This window comes from Neorhizobium sp. BT27B, assembly GCF_050455485.1.
Taxonomy (GTDB): domain Bacteria; phylum Pseudomonadota; class Alphaproteobacteria; order Rhizobiales; family Rhizobiaceae; genus Neorhizobium.
On record NZ_JBCIYT010000013.1, the window covers coordinates 29,776 to 48,285 of the forward strand.

General features: G+C 56.8%; 16 protein-coding genes and 1 pseudogene. 9 read left to right on the forward strand and 8 right to left on the reverse strand.

Going from position 1 to position 18,510, the window contains the following annotated elements:
* Positions 1-467: 467 nt before the first annotated feature.
* Positions 468-1,691: an MFS transporter gene (locus AAIH70_RS25845; protein WP_430036488.1), complete on the reverse strand. Its 1,224-nt coding sequence runs from the start codon at positions 1,689-1,691 to the stop codon at positions 468-470.
* A gap of 381 nt (positions 1,692-2,072) precedes the next feature.
* Between AAIH70_RS25845 and AAIH70_RS25850 the strand changes: the two genes are divergently transcribed.
* The gene (locus AAIH70_RS25850; protein WP_430036490.1) at positions 2,073-2,654 is read left to right on the forward strand and encodes a DUF1349 domain-containing protein; all 582 of its coding nucleotides are present in this window, start codon (positions 2,073-2,075) and stop codon (positions 2,652-2,654) included.
* Positions 2,655-2,957: 303 nt separating this feature from the next.
* Here the strand turns inward: AAIH70_RS25850 and AAIH70_RS25855 are convergent.
* Together AAIH70_RS25855 and AAIH70_RS25860 are read right to left on the reverse strand one after the other, a co-directional pair.
* Positions 2,958-4,588 (reverse strand): annotated as a pseudogene (locus tag AAIH70_RS25855) (GMC family oxidoreductase).
* A gap of 185 nt (positions 4,589-4,773) precedes the next feature.
* Positions 4,774-5,559: an alpha/beta fold hydrolase gene (locus tag AAIH70_RS25860; protein ID WP_430036492.1), complete on the reverse strand. Its 786-nt coding sequence runs from the start codon at positions 5,557-5,559 to the stop codon at positions 4,774-4,776.
* A 145-nt stretch (positions 5,560-5,704) separates the two neighbouring features.
* Between AAIH70_RS25860 and AAIH70_RS25865 the strand changes: the two genes are divergently transcribed.
* On the forward strand, positions 5,705-6,172 hold the full coding sequence (locus AAIH70_RS25865) for a MarR family winged helix-turn-helix transcriptional regulator (RefSeq protein ID WP_430036494.1): 468 nt from the start codon (positions 5,705-5,707) through the stop codon (positions 6,170-6,172).
* A gap of 121 nt (positions 6,173-6,293) precedes the next feature.
* On the opposite strand, the gene AAIH70_RS25870 is transcribed toward AAIH70_RS25865, so the two are convergent.
* Entirely contained in the window at positions 6,294-7,073 is a 780-nt protein-coding gene (locus AAIH70_RS25870) for an SDR family oxidoreductase (RefSeq protein WP_430036496.1), read from the reverse strand.
* Entirely contained in the window at positions 7,070-7,399 is a 330-nt protein-coding gene (locus AAIH70_RS25875) for a nuclear transport factor 2 family protein (protein ID WP_430036498.1), read from the reverse strand. The genes AAIH70_RS25870 and AAIH70_RS25875 overlap by 4 nt, the downstream gene beginning before the upstream one ends.
* A gap of 140 nt (positions 7,400-7,539) precedes the next feature.
* On the opposite strand from AAIH70_RS25875, the gene AAIH70_RS25880 reads away from it, so the two are divergent.
* The 3 genes from AAIH70_RS25880 (at position 7,540) to AAIH70_RS25890 (ending at position 9,807) form a co-directional block, all read left to right on the forward strand.
* Entirely contained in the window at positions 7,540-8,436 is an 897-nt protein-coding gene (locus AAIH70_RS25880; RefSeq protein WP_430036500.1) for a LysR family transcriptional regulator, read from the forward strand.
* Positions 8,437-9,180: 744 nt separating this feature from the next.
* Complete coding sequence (locus tag AAIH70_RS25885; RefSeq protein ID WP_430036502.1) at positions 9,181-9,468, forward strand: hypothetical protein; 288 nt, start codon at positions 9,181-9,183, stop codon at positions 9,466-9,468.
* Between the two features lie 75 nt (positions 9,469-9,543).
* Positions 9,544-9,807, forward strand: a complete 264-nt coding sequence (locus AAIH70_RS25890) for a hypothetical protein (RefSeq protein WP_430036504.1) — start codon at positions 9,544-9,546, stop codon at positions 9,805-9,807.
* Between the two features lie 88 nt (positions 9,808-9,895).
* On the opposite strand, the gene AAIH70_RS25895 is transcribed toward AAIH70_RS25890, so the two are convergent.
* On the reverse strand, positions 9,896-10,528 hold the full coding sequence (locus tag AAIH70_RS25895; RefSeq protein ID WP_430036506.1) for a hypothetical protein: 633 nt from the start codon (positions 10,526-10,528) through the stop codon (positions 9,896-9,898).
* A gap of 114 nt (positions 10,529-10,642) precedes the next feature.
* On the opposite strand from AAIH70_RS25895, the gene AAIH70_RS25900 reads away from it, so the two are divergent.
* Together AAIH70_RS25900 and AAIH70_RS25905 are read left to right on the forward strand one after the other, a co-directional pair.
* Positions 10,643-10,957, forward strand: a complete 315-nt coding sequence (locus AAIH70_RS25900) for an ArsR/SmtB family transcription factor (RefSeq protein WP_430036508.1) — start codon at positions 10,643-10,645, stop codon at positions 10,955-10,957.
* 84 nt (positions 10,958-11,041) lie between these two features.
* Positions 11,042-14,488, forward strand: a complete 3,447-nt coding sequence (locus AAIH70_RS25905; protein WP_430036510.1) for a chemotaxis protein CheB — start codon at positions 11,042-11,044, stop codon at positions 14,486-14,488.
* 230 nt (positions 14,489-14,718) lie between these two features.
* Here the strand turns inward: AAIH70_RS25905 and AAIH70_RS25910 are convergent, their stop codons facing one another.
* Together AAIH70_RS25910 and AAIH70_RS25915 are read right to left on the reverse strand one after the other, a co-directional pair.
* Positions 14,719-14,967, reverse strand: a complete 249-nt coding sequence (locus AAIH70_RS25910; protein ID WP_430036512.1) for a hypothetical protein — start codon at positions 14,965-14,967, stop codon at positions 14,719-14,721.
* Positions 14,968-15,872: 905 nt separating this feature from the next.
* Entirely contained in the window at positions 15,873-16,775 is a 903-nt protein-coding gene (locus AAIH70_RS25915; protein WP_430036514.1) for a LysR substrate-binding domain-containing protein, read from the reverse strand.
* A 93-nt stretch (positions 16,776-16,868) separates the two neighbouring features.
* On the opposite strand from AAIH70_RS25915, the gene AAIH70_RS25920 reads away from it, so the two are divergent.
* Both AAIH70_RS25920 and AAIH70_RS25925 read left to right on the forward strand, forming a co-directional pair.
* Positions 16,869-17,885 (forward strand): NADP-dependent oxidoreductase, encoded by a 1,017-nt coding sequence (locus AAIH70_RS25920; RefSeq protein WP_430036516.1) that lies wholly within the window; start codon positions 16,869-16,871, stop codon positions 17,883-17,885.
* A gap of 51 nt (positions 17,886-17,936) precedes the next feature.
* Complete coding sequence (locus tag AAIH70_RS25925; RefSeq protein ID WP_430036518.1) at positions 17,937-18,278, forward strand: putative quinol monooxygenase; 342 nt, start codon at positions 17,937-17,939, stop codon at positions 18,276-18,278.
* Positions 18,279-18,510: the final 232 nt, after the last annotated feature.

Below are 18,510 nucleotides of genomic sequence, written 5' to 3' on the forward strand. Positions count from 1 at the left end.
GAAAAACTTGGCTGATTATACCCGCATAAGATCCGGCTTACGGCATCTGGACGGATGGCCTGAAGCTACTTTTTCGGGGACCAAACTGTCCCGTGCCGACTTAGAGGCAGCGGGCACTCATTGGTGCCTTATTCAAGGTAGTTGTCGGTGGTGGTGCCGCAAGCACTTACTGCCGCGCTAAACGACACTAACGAATGGCACCATTATGCCGCATTGACAGCGCCGTCCTGCTGCAGCCGCTAAGCTATTCACTGCTACTGCAGGTCTTACGTCTTGATAGGATTCGAACTTCCGACCCTGTTATGCGAGAACTAACGCACGGAAGCTGCTTAGCGGAAAACGCCGGTACGCCGTATGGAGAACGACCGATCTGAGCCAGATTGCCGACCGCGCGTTCCCAGGGCACGTTGACAGAGAAACGAACATTAGGGTTCTTGCCGCCGGGGTCGGGACTGGACTCGAATCGGTCATTTTTGGCGGCCGTAAACAAAGGTCGCTACCGCAACAAGTTGGATCGCCGCCGCCAGTATAAAAACGCCAGGTTCGGAGATTGTCCTGACGATGCCGAACACGGCGGGTGCAAGGGCATACGTCGCTTGACTAAGAGCCACGATCAGCGGCACGACTCGTGAAACATCGGCCTTGTCAAATTCCACCTGTGCGATGAGAGGCGGGAGCGACGTAGCGTTGCCAATGCCCAGGCCGAAAAGGAGGACCCCGGCTATCATTGCAGCCGCATGGTCTCCACCTGCCAGCAGAAGCGTGACGGAGCCGATGACCTGGACGCCGTAACTTGCGGAAGCGATAAGACGGCGGTCCGCCGAAACCGGCATAAACCAGCCCATGCCAGTGCGCCCCGCAACTGCAGCAGCGGTTGCGCCACCCATCAGTACGCCCGCGCCTTGCGGACCAAAGAAAGGAACAACGATCGAAAACATATGTGCCAACAGTCCTATCTGCGCAAACAGTCCGGCGGCCATACTCGCTGAGAGCGTTATGAAGCGACGATCGCGCCACAGCAAACCGCGTGCCAGGGATGGAGCCGGCGAAGACGCTGCCATCGTCTGCACTTGGTTTGACTTCGCTCCGTCTGGAGACTGCCTCAAGGCTTCTGGCGATTTGGAAAACACCAGAGCAGACAGGACCGCGACTGTGGCGGTCATGGAAATCCCGACAATCATCGCAGCCTGTGAAAACCCGCTCCAAGCGATGAGAACGACCCACAAGGGCGAAAAAACTACGCCACCCACGCTCGCTCCATTGTATGCCATGGACAGTGCTGCCGGACGTTTGCGGACAAACCATGGAGCGATAATTGCATTCACCGCCGCAGCTCCCATGGCAACCCAACCTGCCCCACTCAGAAGAGCAGCTGCAAAAAGGTGCCAAGGATGGCTGGCCAGTGACCACCCGCCGACACCGATGGCAAGCACAACCGCACCGGCAGACGTTGTCACTGGAACGCCCCAACGCCGATAAAGTCGAGGCAGGTTTGCGACGACGACCGCTCCAATGAGAAAATGCAGCGTGACAGCGGCGGATACGAGCGCGAAGGGCCATCCAGTCCGCTGAACCACCATCTGCAAATAGATGGGCGGTCCGTAAAAACCGACCCCCCAGCCAAACATAGCGACGAGGAAAGTGGCAGCGACCACATGCCAGCCGAAAAATGATGAGGCTTTAGATGTCATGAAAGCGTTCCATTGGTCATTAGCCCTTATCGCAGGCTCAACGACCAGAAGCTTCGGTCATGATCGAAGTGTTCCCGTTGTTTCGCCATGGCGCGATGACGAAGACCCTTAACCGACATCCGAGGCTATGGTCTGGCGTGCCCTCTTCCAAAATTTGAGGCCGACCGACTCAGCCGCCGCTCATACCGCGAACGGGACAAACTCCCGTCGACACGAAGCCCGCTTTCAAGTTGCTCGCGGCGGTTCAGACCGCCTTGGCCGCCCAGAGCGTAAGATGCCTTCTCAGAGCTTGCCTGTTGGCAGCAATTGGGCTCTCTAGGAACTAACCGCTTTGCAGGGGATGTGCTGAGCAAGTCCGCTAGTCGTCATAAGGAGACACCGTTGCAGAGTCTTGAAAATGGACGGTGGCTCAATGAGCCCACAAAAGCAGAAGCTTCGAATACTGAACTTTCCGTAACGACCGACGCCAACACGGACTTTTGGCGAGAGACACACTATGGCTTTGTGCGCGACAGCGGCCACTTCTACGCATTCCAGGCCCAACGCGATTTCACCGCCCAGGTTCGGATCCAGGCACATTTCAACCATCTTTACGACCAAGCTGGCCTCATGGTCAGGCTCGACGAAAGACGATGGGTCAAGACCGGAATCGAGTTCTCGGACGGATATGGCTTGCTCGGCAGTGTGCTGACTAATGGAACCTCCGACTGGGCAACGGGGCGATATGACGGCGACCCATCAGATTTTTGGATCAGGGTGACAGTCCAGAGTGGCGTTATGAGAATACAAGCCTCACACGATGGACAGGCTTGGCCACTGGTCCGCCTCTGTCCATTCCCAGAAGCGGATTATTACCTAGTTGGCCCAATGTGCTGCACTCCAGAGCGTGCAGGTTTGGAGGTGAAATTTAGTGGGTGGCAATTGGGGCGGGCTTTGGGCAAAGAGCTCCACGATCTGACCTAACCACCAGAGCGCTCTATACAGGAGCAGAGCGTCTACTTATGGCGCGAAACCTACGATACTTCGCCGAGAATGATGACCGCTCTCAGGAACGGCAAACGACGGCGCGCAGCTCCCCCCGGGAGGTGAAAGCCACCAGCGGAACTCCACGGAAGTTTAAGCCATTTGCCCGGCGCGCGCCTTCGCTCTTGAGCGGATTCGAACCGACGACCCGTTGTTATCATCGAACTTCGTTGATTTGGACCGCTTTACATAATCGATCAGCGGCGGCTGGCGGAAGCCAGCCACCGAGTTCTACAGCGACGTTCAGTTGACCAGAGCCTGATTTTCGCCGGCGGCTTCGAGACCGTACATGTTCCGGATCAGATCGGCCGCACGCTCTCCGATGACAACGCAAGGCGCCATCGTATTGCCGGTCGTGATCCGCGGCATGATCGAAGAATCCGCGATGCGCAGGCCTTCGATCCCGTGAACCTTGAGCTCGTGATCGACTACCGACATGCTATCGCGCCCCATCTTGGCGGTGCAGGACTGGTGCCAGTAGGTGACAGCAGAACGCCGGATGAAGTCGATCATCCCCGATCTATTGCGTGCACCCGGAGCCGCTTCGCCCGTCGCCAAAGGCTTGAAACCATCGCTGTTCCCAAGCTCGCGGCACAATTCCACTGCGGCCAAGGCGGCAGCCATGTCTTCCGGCTCGCTCAGTGAATTTGGTTCAATCAAGATAGGATCATCGAAATCCGGACCGGAGAGCTGCAGCCGACCACGGCTCTTCGGTTGTGCAAGGCCGTTGAACATCGTCCAGCCATGATCCGCGTTTCGAGACCCGTTTCGATCGGCGACGCAACAGCAAACTCAAGCTGGCACTGGAGAATGTCCGGCTGGGCGAGACGCGAGTCGCTCTTCCAGTAGAGTTTTGCTTCGCAACCGCTACCGCCAACGGCTTCTGGTTTTCGGTACGCCCAGGTGCAGCCGACGGCGAGATGATCCTGATGATTGCGACCGACACCGGGCAGGTGTTGAACGACGGCGATACCGTGTGATCGCAGTTCCTCTTCCGGGCCGATGCCCGATTGCATCAGGACTTTCGGTGTGTTGATTGCTCCGAGCGAAAGAACGGTCTCGCAGCGCGCCATGAACTGGTGTTTCTTGCCTTCGAGAAGCACTTCGACCCCGATCACGCGCTGGCCTTCGAATATCAGGCGCGTAACCAACGCCCCAGTCAACACCGTGAGGTTTGGCTGAGATATAAGCGGGCGCATATAGGACTCGAACACCGTCTCCCGCTTCCCGTCGCGGATCCGAAGTTCAGCGATCGAGGCACCGCCTGCGGACTCCATCATCTCGCCGTTTGGGGTATCGTAGACTGGAATGCCGATCGTGGACGCGGCACTCAACAGAGCTTCAGCAACAGGCTGAGGTGACTGTGGCTGCGCGACATAGGCCGGCCCTCCCGCGCCGCGGCGGGAGGGATCAGGGGCGCCCTGCCAGTTTTCGATCCGCCGGTAGTAACCCAGGATCGACTCATAGCCCCAGGCGTCGTCACCGGCCTCTGAGGCAAAGTGATCCCAGTCCTCTTTATGCCCCCTCGCCCACACCATGACATTGATACTCGAACCGCCGCCGAGCCCCTTGCCCATGCTGAGCGGGAGACGTCGCCCATTCAGGCCAGGTGCCGGCTGTCCAACAAAGCCCCAATCCCGACTTGAGCCGAGATTGAGTGGCCATAGCGCAGGGTTGGTGACAGCTTCATCCACATCATCTCCACCAGCCTCGAGAAGAAGAACGCGTGCGTTTCCATCCTCCGCCAGACGTGCTGCGACAACGGACCCGCTGGATCCTGCGCCGCAAACGATGAAGTCGAAGACATCATCAACCTCCCGCTCGGTATTTGCCCTACGTTCACTTGGATTTTGGTCATGAGTATTCAGCGTCACGTGATTACCTCCGTGAATGGATTGCGCTCAAATTCTTGAATTGCGGAACTATGAGGGCAGCCGTTGAGGCTCAGCCCGAAATCAGCGTCCTCTAAAGGGCGGCCTAGTCCGCCTGTTCTGACCAGGCAGGTACTGCGTATCGTCACCGGGACAGACTGGCCGCCCCGATGACGCTGCACTTCGCATTACTTCTTCGTCGAGACGGCCTTGGCGGCCTGATCGATGGTATCGGCCACGACCTCCGGCTGGGTCATGAACAGGGCGTGACTTGCTGACACTTTGGTGATTTTTGCCTTGATGCGCTCGGCCATATGGATCAGCATCGCCTGATCGAATGCCCTGTCCTCGGTGGCGATGACAGCCCAACTGGGCTTCGAGCGCCAGGCGGCATGTTCGAGCTTCGTGCCGAAGGCCGACATATTGATCGGAACCTGTGCATCCCTCATGAAAGCGACATCCGCATCGCTGACGTCATGCGCAAATCCGGCCTTGAACTTTTCCGGGCTGACATAACCAAAACCATCCTTCGTGGTTTCGATGACGAACTCCGACGCGGGAGCAAAGCCCTCGTATTGCTGAGCCGTCGTTTCGCCGGCATCTGGAGAAAGCGCGGAGACATAGACGAGGCCAGCAACCTTCTGATCGATACCGGCTTCAGTGATGACCGTGCCGCCCCAGGAATGCCCGGCAAGAATGACGGGACCATCCTGACGCTCAAGCGCGCGGCTAGTCGCGGCAACGTCGTCAGCGAGAGATGTCAGCGGGTTCTGAACGATGGTCACGCGATAACCGCGCTTAGTCAGATTATCGTAAACACCCTTCCAGCCGGAGCCGTCCGCAAAGGCGCCATGAACGAGGACGACGTTTCTGACGGACTGATCCTGAGGGATGATGTCGGCGGAGTTTGCCGGCAATGCGGCAGACAGGGAGGCTGCGGCTGCAAGTGCAGCGACGGTGGTCTTGGTTGTCATGACTTTCTCCTCTTTTAAATTGCGATAAGGTTTATCGCGATATCTTTATGCTGTCATGCTTTCTGTTGCGCGTCAAAATAATTATTATCGCGATATTGTTTTTCGTCGTTTCGTTCGTTACATTTGACACGGACAGGAGTTCAGAATGACCACACGCCACAATGATCCGCCGCCCTTGCACGACCAGCTTTGCTACGCGATCTACACGGCCGGCATTGCGATCCAGCGCGCCTACAAGCCCCTCCTCGATGAACTGGGCCTGACATACCCGCAATATCTCGTCCTCAACGTCCTATGGAGCCAGGATGGACAAACGGTCGGCGCCATTGCCCACGCCCTTGCATTGGAATCCAGCACACTGACCCCGCTATTGAAGCGCCTCGAGACGTCCGGTCTTCTGCGTAGGACACGAAACCTGAGCAACGAGCGGCAGGTCGTCATCGCCCTGACCGACGAAGGCCGTGCCTTGCAGCACAAGGCAGGCTGTCTCAGCGACACTCTGCTCGCGGCCTCGACCCAGACGCCAAAAGAACTGGCGGCTCTGAACCGTGATGTCCGCCATCTCCGCAACGCGATCTACTCCCAGATCGGCGGGTGGGACGCACCTGCCTGATCTTACGATAGCTGCAGGGGCTCAGATCGACCCGCGGCACCAACTTACAATCGACCAGCTTGGTCTGCGTTAGTCGCTTCAGCTGATGATGTTGGCGGTTGGCCGCTGCATTGCCGAGTGTTCAAGCGGTCGGAACCGTCCCCCCGTCAATCACATGCTCTGTGCCGGTAATGGACGATGCTCGATCTGATGCAAGGAACGCGATCAGGTCGGCAACTTCCTCCGGCGCTGCTGGTCGTCCCAGCGGTATGCCTCCGAGCGAATTCATGATCACCTGCACCGCGGCGTCGTATTCAATGCCGGCTTCCTCGGCTATGCGCAGGGCTAGACCATTGGCTCCCGGATCGGCGATCCAGCCGGGAGAAACGCGCACCACTCGTATCCCCTTTGGAGACACCTCCTTGGAGATGCTTTTGCTATAGGTGTTGAGAGCCCCCTTGGCCGAGGCGTAGCCGGTCGTCGCCTCCGGTAGTGGCAGACGGTTTTGGATCGAGGTCACATGGATGACGACACCACTTCCCTGAGCGACCATCCCGGGTATTAGAGCGCGATCGAGCCTGACCGCCGGGAAGAAGTTGAGGTCAAACTCCTTTTCCCACTCCTCGTCGGTTAGCGCAGCAAATCCGCCTGAAGGAGCAGAAGATCCGCCCAACACATTCACAAGGATATCGAGCCCACCAAGTTCCTGGTGCACCGCATCGACGACAGCTTGAACCCCTGCCCCGGTGGTCAAGTCGGCTTCGACGAATGCCGCACCGGATAAATCCGCCGGCTGTTTGCGGGCAGTCGTGAGAACATGGGCGCCAAGCTGCTGGAAGAGCGCCACCGTGGCAGCGCCGGCGCCCGAGGTGCCGCCGGTGATCAGGGCTCGACGCCCCTGCAGTGTGAGGAAGGGGGTCATACGGTGATCTCCAGCTCGGCAACCTTGTCGCCCGCGAGGACAAAAAGGAACCGCAGGTCAATCGGGCTACCCGGGAAATCGCCCGCGGCATGGGCCGTGACTTGGGTTTTCGCGCTCTCGGTGACCATGAGGAACGGTTCCACCGTGTAGCTGTATTGCTGAGCTTCATCAGCCATCCAGGCACGGATGGCATCACGACCTTTGTGGGTCAGGCCCTTATCCTTGACGACGCCGTTTTCGGTAAATGTATCAGCGATTGCATTCGGGCTGCCCGTCCGGTCGGCCTCGAAATAGGCTTCGATAGCCTTCGGTAATTTGACAGTCATCCTGGTTCTCCAAGCAAGTTTCCAGTCTCCGCCGACTGAGGCTTTCGGCCCCTTTTGGGTCGATAGGACGTAACTTAATTCAGTCTGATTGACGCGATAAGCGGGACAAAATGGGATGAGACATCACGAAAAGAGGGACAATGACGAGGTCTGTTCTCACCGATCTGGATGCTGTCCTGAGCATCGCTCGTCACGGTTCGTTTCGGGCTGCATCGCTCGAGCTCGGCATGTCTACGACAGCGCTGAGCAACTCTATCGCAAAGCTTGAAAAGAACCTGGGCATTCGGCTGTTCAATCGGACGACGCGAAGCGTCTCGCTCACCGTCGCCGGCACGACATTCGTCGAGCGGATCGGACCGGCAATGACCGATATCCACGATGCCATGCTCGCGGCTCAGTCATTGCAGGAGATCCCGATCGGTACATTGCGGATCAACGCATTTGCCACCGCGGCACGGGAGGTGATGGAGCCGCTGATCCTGCCTTTTCTACAGCGCTATCCGCAGGTACACATCGACCTGGTCACCGAGGGGCGGCTCGTCGACATCGTCGCCGCCGGGTTCGACCTGGGCCTGAGGCCTGCCGATCTGGTGCCGAACGACATGATCGCCGTGCCACTCGGTCGAAAGCGCAGTAATGCCGTGGTTGCTTCGCCGGACTTTCTGCGCACGCACGGCACGCCAATTGTTCCGGCCGACCTGTACAGGTTTCGGTGTATCCGCGCACGCCTTCCCAACAATGCCTTGTTCAGATGGAAATTTGAGAAGGACGGAAACGCTGTCCAGATCGACGTGCAGGGCGCGATGACGCTCGACGAGTCGAGCCTGGTCAGAATAGCGGCTCAGAATGGCATTGGGCTCGGCTACGTTATGGAGGCGGATGTGTGCGAGGACATTGCGGCCGGGCGACTGGTGCGAGTTCTTGAGGACTGGACCCCGCTCTTGGTGCCGCTGGCTCTATATTATCCTGGCAGGAAGAACCCACCGGCTGCCTTTAGTGCTTTCATTCAGGCAGCCCGCGATTTTGCGAATAGTTGAGGCTCTGAGTTTCCACGTCAATGAACTCGAGATGTTCTTAAGCTCTTGACGGAAGCCGAACCTTCGACGCGCAAGTCCAAACCAACCTAAAATTCAAAGGTCCGTAAATTACAGAAGCTTAGTGGGCTGCGCACTGGGTGCGACTGGCGATAACCCGAGATCATAACCGAGAAGCGCTGTCCATTCCCAGAGAATGCGAAACATCCCGCGATCGCGTTGATCGACCTCCTGTTCCGAGACTTTTTGGGAGTAGCCGAAGAGCACCTCGCCAAGACTTTTTACTTGCCGTGCCCGATGGCCAGCGCAAACAGCCTGGCCTGTCGGTAGGCGAACGCACGTCAATTGGCTAGTTTGTAGCCTGTCAAGAATGCGTGCTTCGTCAAGCAACAGCCACGCCGCATGGGACCGCTAGCCATCTCCGGGAACCGTCCATGAGCAACTGTTGACGCTCAAGTGACACCGGCGGGCTGGTTTCAAGGCCTCCAGACCTTTTCCTGCGGGTGAGCTGACGATTTCGATCCTGTTCCGACAACCGGCGAACCTGCAGCTCGTCAATAGTGTTCGCTTCCTCTGGCAGGCCTCAGCGCCATCATCCGGGTAGCATAGGTCGCGGATTTGGCGTCGTCCGTCGACACCACACACTCCCTGTGAACAGCTGTGTGAAATCGAGATAGGTTGCAATCATCGTTGCCAACCCGACCATTGGCCTTTTCCCCCATCTGTGATCTACATGAGGAGGGACGAATGATCTACCGGGACATCACCAAAGCCAGCGAGTTAATGGATGGCTTGGTTATGGTCGAGGTCCAATCGGACGGTACTGCTCGAATTCGATCGGTCAATTTGGAGCCACGGTCAGCCTATCACTCGACGCCGGAGGCCCTCTCACTCGCGGGGAACTGGCTTATGCAAAAGCCAGAGACCTATTCCAGCGTGGTCGTCTTCCTCAGTGAAGGCGCCGTCTGGGATGACAAATGGGGCCAGCTCTCAGATACAGCTCCGTACGAGCTCGCCGCTAAGCCGTTTCGATGACATCACTTCACCTAGCGTGCACTAGTCGTTTCTGGCCCTGACAGGCGCTACGAAAGCCAACTATGAGAGAACGGGATGGACGAACATCAACGTCAGGTAAGTCATCTAATCGCAGCCCATATCGGGGCGGCCGCAGTGGCTGAAGAAGCGCTTTCCGCCCTTGTCAAAATGCTAGGGAGAAATGCGCTGCCCATTTTGGATGAAATAGAGGCTAGCCTATCAAAACGCTATGAGAGATCAGGGGTGCTTGCTGAACTCGAGATGATGCACGTTGTCGTATCGAAGCCTGTGTTTTCGGAAATCGGCCGGCTCATCGCAGCAGCTCGCGCTTCCGTTTGACATTTCGACAGTATTGAGCCCTAAGCCCCCCGTGCACAAGTCGTCAAACTCAAGCCAAGTGTCATCGCATGAACGAGATAAGGCGGACCTATCCTTGAGGGGAGGCGGTCGTATGAATCGCGGATCTAAGATAGCGGGCCGCGAGCAGATTTCCTCTCTCGTGGGCCAATGAGAGAGCTGCATCGCAGTAAGCTCGAAATGGCTCCGAATCATCGACAATCAAAGACGCTTTTTTCTCGAAGACTATTCCGCAAAAGAACGATGCCAGACCTTGTTCATTCCTTAAACAGCACCCAGCAAGAACTACGTTTCGGTGCATTCCATCCGGACAAGTAGAGTACTCGAGACAGCATCGTTCTCCCGTTTTAATGGCCTGATAGAAACCTTCAGCGATGCAGGGCTGGTCCCGCTCCGTCATATGGCCGATCAGCGCCTCCACGCCCACCCCAGCCGCTAAGTCTTCCACCTCCATCCCGTGCAGGTCTGCAAACAAGCTGTCTCCATGAAACAGGTTGCCTGCAACGAACCATGTGAAAAAGCCGATCTCCGGGATTACGAGCCTGACAGTTTCGCGCGGGGGTGGATGTTTCGGCGCATCCTGCAAGAGCTTCCGACTCAGACCGATATTTTCCCGAACATCAGACAAAAGACCGGCTATTTCTGACGTAAGAACCTTTGTTCGCTCCATTTGCTCCAATTCCACGCCCTCCCCAACGTCCATTGTAAAACTCGACTATATATCGTAACTTAATATAACCAGCAGGTATTGAACATCGCTTTTCGTCAATTGTGATGAGCGGCATCTTCTGACACATGATCGTGGGAGGACTGTTCGATGGACGAACCTATGAAGTTCGATGCTGATAAGGCGGCAGAATTCCTCGCCCTACTCGCAAATCCCAGCCGCCTCAAAGTCATGGGTCTCATTACGAAGGCAGAATGGGGCGTCAACGACCTGGCGAGTGAGGTCGGACTCAGCCAGTCTGCATTGTCACAACATCTTGCAAAATTCAGAAGCGCCAGGTTGGTTCAGGTGCGAAGAGATGCTCAGAATATTTATTATTACTGCTCTTCGCAGGACATCATGAAGGTTCTCGCAACCCTCGACGAAATCAGCAAAAATTCCGTGAACAGCAAGTCAGTCGCCTAGCTTCGATCGCGCCTCGGTATATATTGCCGAGACGTCCGCTCGCCACCGTTGCGCGGTCCAGCAGTCGACAATGACAGAGGCTATATGACGGACATTATAGAGATTTCGACCAACAATGATGAGTTTGTTCCCATCTGTGCGATCGGCGCCTCGGCGGGCGGCGTTGCTGCGCTGCAGACGTTCTTCAGGCTGATCGCGCCAGACCTTGGGCTAGCTTATGTCGTCATCCTCCATTTATCACCCGACGAGCCGAGCTCACTGCGAGAGATCCTTTCCGTTTGTACCCGCATGCCAGTCTACCAGATTGACGACACTCCGACCCTGGTGGCAAATTGTGTTTACGTCATCCCACCGGACCGCGAACTCGTCATCGAGGGTGACAGTATCGCAGCGCGACCGTTCACCGAGCCCCGGGGAAAGCGGGCGCCAATCGATATGTTCTTTCGGTCCGTGGCTGTCGCAAGAGGCGACGGCGTCGCGATTGTTCTGACAGGAGCCGGGACCGACGGTTCACTTGGCGTCGCAGCAGTGAAAGAAGCCGGCGGCGTCATCATGGTGCAGGATCCCAGCGAAGCCAGCTTCCCGTCGATGCCGCAAAATGCCATCGCGACAGGAGCTGCGGATTTTGTCGCACCGATCGCACGCTTGGTTGAGCACCTCAGCGAGGTTGCCGGCAGCAAAGAAGCAGTGCGTTCGCTTGACGCTAGAGGCTCCGCGCACGATCTCCGTCGCATTGTGACTTTGCTACGCTCGCGAGTTGGACACGATTTTTCTGCGTATAAACGCGCGACTGTGATGCGCCGAGTGGTAAGACGGATGCAGGTGAGCCGGAGTAAGACGCTCGCAGAATATTCCGACTACCTGATCGCCACACCTGATGAAGCAAAGAACCTTTTTTCGGATCTGCTGATATCAGTGACGATGTTTTTCCGGGATGAACATGCTTTCGAGGCGCTGGCGCGCCAAGTGATACGCCCACTGGTGAGCGGATACGATACTGCAAACGAGGACGGCATACGCGTGTGGGTCGTGGGCTGCGCGACTGGCGAAGAGGCCTACAGCGTTGCTATCCAGTTGCATGAGGAAATGGCGCGGCAAAATGTGAGTATACCGCTTCAGATATTTGCTACAGACTTGGATGAGGCGGCCTTGGTTATTGCCCGGGAAGGACGCTATCCGCGAGCGATTGAAGCAGACGTTTCGCAGGAGCGGCTCACGCAATATTTCGTCGACGAGGGTACGCATTTTCGCGTGCGAAAAGAGCTCCGTGAAACTGTCCTTTTTGCCAAGCACAGCATACTCAAAGAGCCACCTTTCATGCGGCTCGATTTGATTACCTGCCGTAACTTGCTGATTTACCTGGAACGCGGTCTGCAAGCCCAAATCTGCTCGCTGTTCAGCTATGGACTGCGAACCGGGCGATATCTGTTTCTCGGCTCCGCGGAAACAGTCGATGTGGCAGCCGATCTCTTCACGCCAATCGATCGACAGGCGCGGATCTATAGTGCCCGAGCGAACGGCACCCAAATGCTACCCATTCTTCCGCAGTTCGCGGTATCAGAACAGCTTGCGAACTTTCCACGCCCAGTTCCGCTGATAAGCGACCGTGGAGTTTTGCCTGCGGCTCTCCATGTCGCGTCTCTTGAACAGCACGCCCCCGCCAGCGCGCTGGTGGATGACAGCGAGAACATCTTGCATCTTTCGGCTACCGCCGGCCGCTTCCTTCTCCATTCCGCGGGTCCCGTCTCGCGATCGCTGTCAGCAGTGGTCCGACCTGAATTGCGGCTAGACCTCGGCATCGCGTTATCGCGTGCGCTGGAAAGCGGCGAGCCATCGATGACATTTCCGACGGTTGTTGCCTTTGATCACGGTAAACGGCGGGTCGCGTTACAAGTGACACCCGTGACGAACGAAGCTCACAAAGCTTCCCAAGCACTCGTGTTTTTCCTGGACGGCGGTATCGTCCTCGAAACCGATGAGGCTGATCAGACTTCTGACCCCCGGCCGGATGAAGTGCGTCGCATCTACGCGGAGCTCAAAGCGTCGCAAGAAGCCTTGATGATGAGCCGTCAGGGACATGAGGCACTTGTCCAGGAACTCCGTGCGGCCAACGAAGAGCTACAGTCGATGAACGAGGAGTACCGCTCCACGGCGGAGGAGCTTGAAACATCCAAGGAAGAGCTACAGTCCATCAACGAGGAACTGCATACGGTTAATGCCGAGCTCAAAAACAAGCTCGATAGCATTTCTGCTGCTCATAGCGACCTTCAAAACCTCTCGTCTGCGACTGAAATCGGGACCCTCTTCCTCGACGCGGATCTCAGGATCAAGATGTTCACAGCACCAATCGCCGAGCTATTCAATATCACCAGGCACGACATTGGTCGTGCGATTACCGACTTCACGCACTATCTCGATTATGACGATATCGATGCCGATTCTCGCAGAGTATTGAAGAACCTCGTGCCGATCGAGCGTGAGGTCACCAGCCGGCGAGGCAAGGAATTCGCGATGCGGCTTCGTCCCTACAGAACCGTCGAGGATCGGATTGATGGCACGGTCGTGACCTTTGTCGACGTTTCGGACCGAGCGCGTGCTGAGGCCGCGCTGCGAGAGAGTGAGGATCGTTTCCGCCAATTCGGGGAGGCATCACAAGATATCCTCTGGATCCGAGACGCAGAGACACTGCAGTGGTCATACCTTACGCCAGCATTCGAAGATATTTTTGGACTGGATCGCGAGGCGGCGCTGCGCGGGGACAATATGCTTGGTTGGCTTGAGTTGATCGTGATGGACGATCGAGAGATTGCTGCGGAAAACCTGCGACGCGTGCGAAACGGGGAACGAGTGACATCCGACTATCGTGTAAAGCGGCCTAAAGACGGCAATATCCGGTGGATCCGCAACACCGATTTTCCCATCAAAGACAGCAACGGCAAAATCGTCCACATAGGCGGTATCGCGCAGGATATCACAGCGATCAAGAGCGCCGAAGAAGCGCTCACAAATGTTCAGTTGCGCCAACGCGCCTTCTTGGAAGGCATACCGCAACTTGTCTGGCGAGCTACAAATGGGGGCCATGTATCGTGGTCTGGTCCGCAGTGGGTCAACTACACGGGACAGACAGAAGTTGAAAGCCATGAGATGGGGTGGTTGGAAGTCGTTCACCCTGACGACCGTAACGCAGCTCAAAATGCGTGGGCTAACGCGAACCAGACAAGCGGCTTTGAGGTCGAATATCGTATTCGAGAAGGTCGAACAGACGCGTATCGGTGGTTCCATACGCGCGCCACTCCGGTTCGTGATGACAACGGCGTGATTTTAGAATGGCTCGGCACATCAACCGATATTGAAGACCTCAAAGGTCTGCAAACACGACAAGCAATGCTGGTCGAAGAATTGCAATCGCGCAGCGGAAACGTGATATTAGAGGTCCAGCATATAACCGATGTCATCATCAAGGAGAGCAGCAGCTTAGAAGAGTTTCGCAATCGTTTCTCGGAGCGGCTCAAAATGTGGCACAATCAGTGATAAACCCTCATCTGAGACCAAACGATCGTGTTTTTTGGCGTGAAGCGCGGATATGGGGAATCGAGCTCAAAGCCCCTGCGATGTTTGTTGCGCTGACAAATAAAACGGCCTTCCCCCGGTAGTTCATCAATGCATTGTCTTAATAGCTGAATTGTCCGGCGAAATGGGGGGAACTCAAAGTAGCAAATATCTCACCGGGAACACAATGCGTCCATGGCTCAGAGGATATCTTAGAATGGGTTGTCGTTTGCTGTAAGGTGAACCAGTACGGCGGCCCTTACTTCTATGTCAGCCACACCACACTGCTTGGCGATCTCTTGAATCGCCAAATCAACATCAGCGACTATCGGGTCTTTTAGGGATTCGAGGATCGTCGGTCGGAACGGTCCGAAAGTGACGAGTTCGGACGAGCGATTAATGCCAGTCACAATCTCGATTTCAGCAAATGAGCCTTCAAATTTAGATTGAACAATCTTCATGAACCGACCTCCAGCTCGAGACGTTGAGAATATATCTCCCTCGCGAGCGAGACAAGTTGATCCCGTGGCGGCCTTGAAAGCATGCGAACGTCCATTCTGATCATGAAGCCCATCATCGCTGACCCGGCTGGCTTATTCGGATCAGTGACGTGAAGCTGGTTCATTCCATCTCAAGCCAGGGTTTCTCAGTAAATCGCCGCTCGCGAAGGCTCTTTCGGCCGGTTGAAACGGTCCTCCTTTATCCCTGATGTCGCCTATCGCGAGTCCTTGACCCACTTTTTCATTTTGCTGTGATCCACACGAACTCAACAAAGATGTTTATTGTCGACGACTTATACCGGATTGGTTGGACGATGCGAAATGGAAAAATGGAGCAAGCCCTGCCGAAACTCAACAGCGCATAGCTTGGAAACTCATGGTCTCCGGAGAAACGTACAGCGCACAATCGGGATCGGCTTTGAACGGGTGCGCCACATGAAGACCGGGAAGCAAAAACCACATACCCTGATCTTCATCACGTGTAGGCAACACTACAACTTGCAAGATAATAACAGATGGTGTGATCGATCGATCCGAGACCCAGGATACCCCGGTGATCCCTTCGGCACGTCAAGGCCGCCTTGATGTTCGGGACCTGTGTCGCGGAAACCATCTTGGCCAGCGTTCATGTGCGAGCGCAACTACAGGCCGGACATATGGACGCAAGCGATCAGATCAAATTATCTCGAAATATCTTGCGGGTCGGGGGCCGTCCACATAGGGGATCTGAACCATCGACCCGGCTACAAATACTCGTAGATTCCGTTCCCTCAACAAACCCTAGCCATCGGCTTCGTTGATCCCGCTTCAACGGCGTTATGGCCTTGCAGCAAGACTGTCGAACGTCGCTATCGCCGCACCTTCGGCTAGAACCGTTCGATCAGTTCATCCAGAAAAGCCCGAACAGCGGGGTTGGAGCGACGGTTCTCTGGCCAGACTGCGGTAACGTTGTGCCGCTCCACGGCGAAATCGGACAGAACCGGGATCAACTGACCGCGACTGACCCAAGGCGTGGCCATGAAGTTCGCGCACATACCAATGCCTCCGCCCGCGGCGATCGTCTCTATAACGGCCTCACTGGCATCGACGATCACGCCCGACGACGGCACGATCTCGATGTCCCGATGTTCAATCCGGAAGGGCCAGCGAAACAGCTGGCCCGTGCCCTGGTAGCGCAGATTGACCGTTTCATGCCCACCCAGTTCATCAGGATGCATCGGGGTGCCGTGCGTGGCGAGATAACCGGGCGACGCGTAACAGCAAAGACGATGTGGCGAGAGCCGACGCGACAGAAGGCGCGAGTCGGCGAGGTCGCCGATCCGGACTGCCAGATCAATGCCTTCTTCGATGAGGTCCACCATATGGTCACTCAGTCGCAGGTCGATCGTCACCTTGGGGTGGCGGTTGCGAAACTGCGGAAGCACACGTGCGATCACGTGAAGGCCGATGGGCAACGAGGATGCAATCCTCAATGTGCCAGCGGGTTCGGCACGGGCGGTCTTTGCGACCTGCTCGATCTCCTCGGCATCGCGCAGCAGCCGCAGTGCGCGCTGATGGATGTCGCGCCCCTCGGCCGTGAGGGTCAGCGAGCGTGTCGTGCGCGTGAACAGAGATACACCGAGATGGGCCTCCAGCCGCTGGATGCTTTTGCTTATCGCCGATGGCGAAACGGACAGCGCGCGCGCTGCCGCCGTGTAGCTGCCGAGAGAGCCAGCACGAGCGAATGCAATCAGTCCGGTCAGCCGTTCAAAACCCATTTGTTCCTTCATGGCACTATTAAAGCGAACGGAGGCGCAATTATCAATCTCATCGTCTGGTCATATGTCCTGTTGGCGAACACAACGTTAGAGAGAGAGGTTATTATGGCTGAGATGATGAAGGTTGTTCAATTGCACGAATTCGGCGGCCCGGAGGTGTTGAAGTATGAAGATGCGCCGCGGCCCATCGCATCAGGTGGCGATGTGCTTGTCCGCGTGCATGCAGCGAGCATCAACCCGCCGGACCTCTACCTGCGTGATGGCTATCGGGCGCTACCACCCGAATGGCAGCCTGATCCGGCATTTCCAATCATCCCGGGCACCGATGTGTCAGGTATTGTGGCGGCGATCGGTGATGACGTTTCGGGGTTCAGCGTCGGCGACGAGGTCTATGCGATGGTCCGCTTCCCGGAGGATTTAATGAAGGGCAGCGGCGCCTATGCCGAATATGTCTGCGTTCCCGCATCGGAACTGGCACAAAAGCCTGAAAGCATCGATCACGCCCAGACAGCTGGCGCACCCATGTCGTTGCTGACGGCCTGGCAGTTTCTGGTCGCTCCCGGCCATGGCGCGGTGAACCCGTTCCAGTCTTTCCCCCATATGCCTGTCCCGCTCGGAGGCAAGACGGTTCTGGTCAATGGCGCAGGGGGTGGTGTGGGCCACCTGGCGGTTCAGGTGGCAAAGTGGAAGGGCGCGCGCGTGATCGCTGTCGCCTCCGGCAAGCACGAGGCGCTTCTGCGCGACCTCGGCGCGGATGACTTCATCGACTACACCAGGGTGGCAGCTGAAGCGGTGGTGCAGAATGTCGACCTTGTGCTTGACGCTGTCGGCGGTCCGGACATGGAGCGCTTCCTGAAGTCGATCAAGCCGGGCGGAGCGCTCTTTCTGGCCAACCCACTTGGCTTCTCAGGTCACGATGAGGCGGCCAGGCGCGGCGTTACGGTGTCATCGACACAGGTTCGCTCGAACGGCACCCAACTGGCAGAGGCTGGCCGTTTGCTTGGCAACGGGACTTTTCGCGTCGTCATCGATAGCACCTTTCTGTTGGCCGAGGCTTCGGCTGCCCATGAACGCGCCGCCCGAGGTGGAATCCAGGGCAAGGTAGTCCTCATCACTGGCTGATCACACGGAGCCCCCGCCAGAAAGAGCTCAGTGGTCGGGGGCTAACTCCAGATGGAATTCATCATGCTCATCGTAACCGGATATATGCACGTCGACCCTGCTGATCTTGAAAATTTTATTGCAGATCTCAAGGTGCTTGCGGTTGCCACCCGCCAGCGTGCCGGAAACATCGTTTATGACGTGGCGGTGGCTGATCAGCAAGCTGGACAATTGCTGATACTGGAACGTTGGTTCGATCAGCACGCACTCGGTACCCATCTTGATGCGCTTGAAACGAAGGCGTTCGTCAGCCGATGGCAGGGCCGTATGCGGGGTGACATCCGAAAATATGACGCCGTGAATGAACGGGACCTCTTAGACAGCAAGGCTTTATTCGTGACGCAGATCTCGTAGACCTTTTTATGCGCGGGTTCCAGAACAAGTGACTAAGGAAGCCGGGGCATTCGAACGGCTTCGAACCGCCCGCCAAGTGACTGCTCCAATCGCGATGTCACTCCCTGACTGTCCGCAGAAACGAAAAAGCCTGCCGCGGGAGGAGGTGCGGCAGGCTTTCCAAAATAACCGAACAGCGACTGGGAGGAGGAATGCCGCTGTTCCAACAGACGTCCCTTGGGAGGAGGAGTGG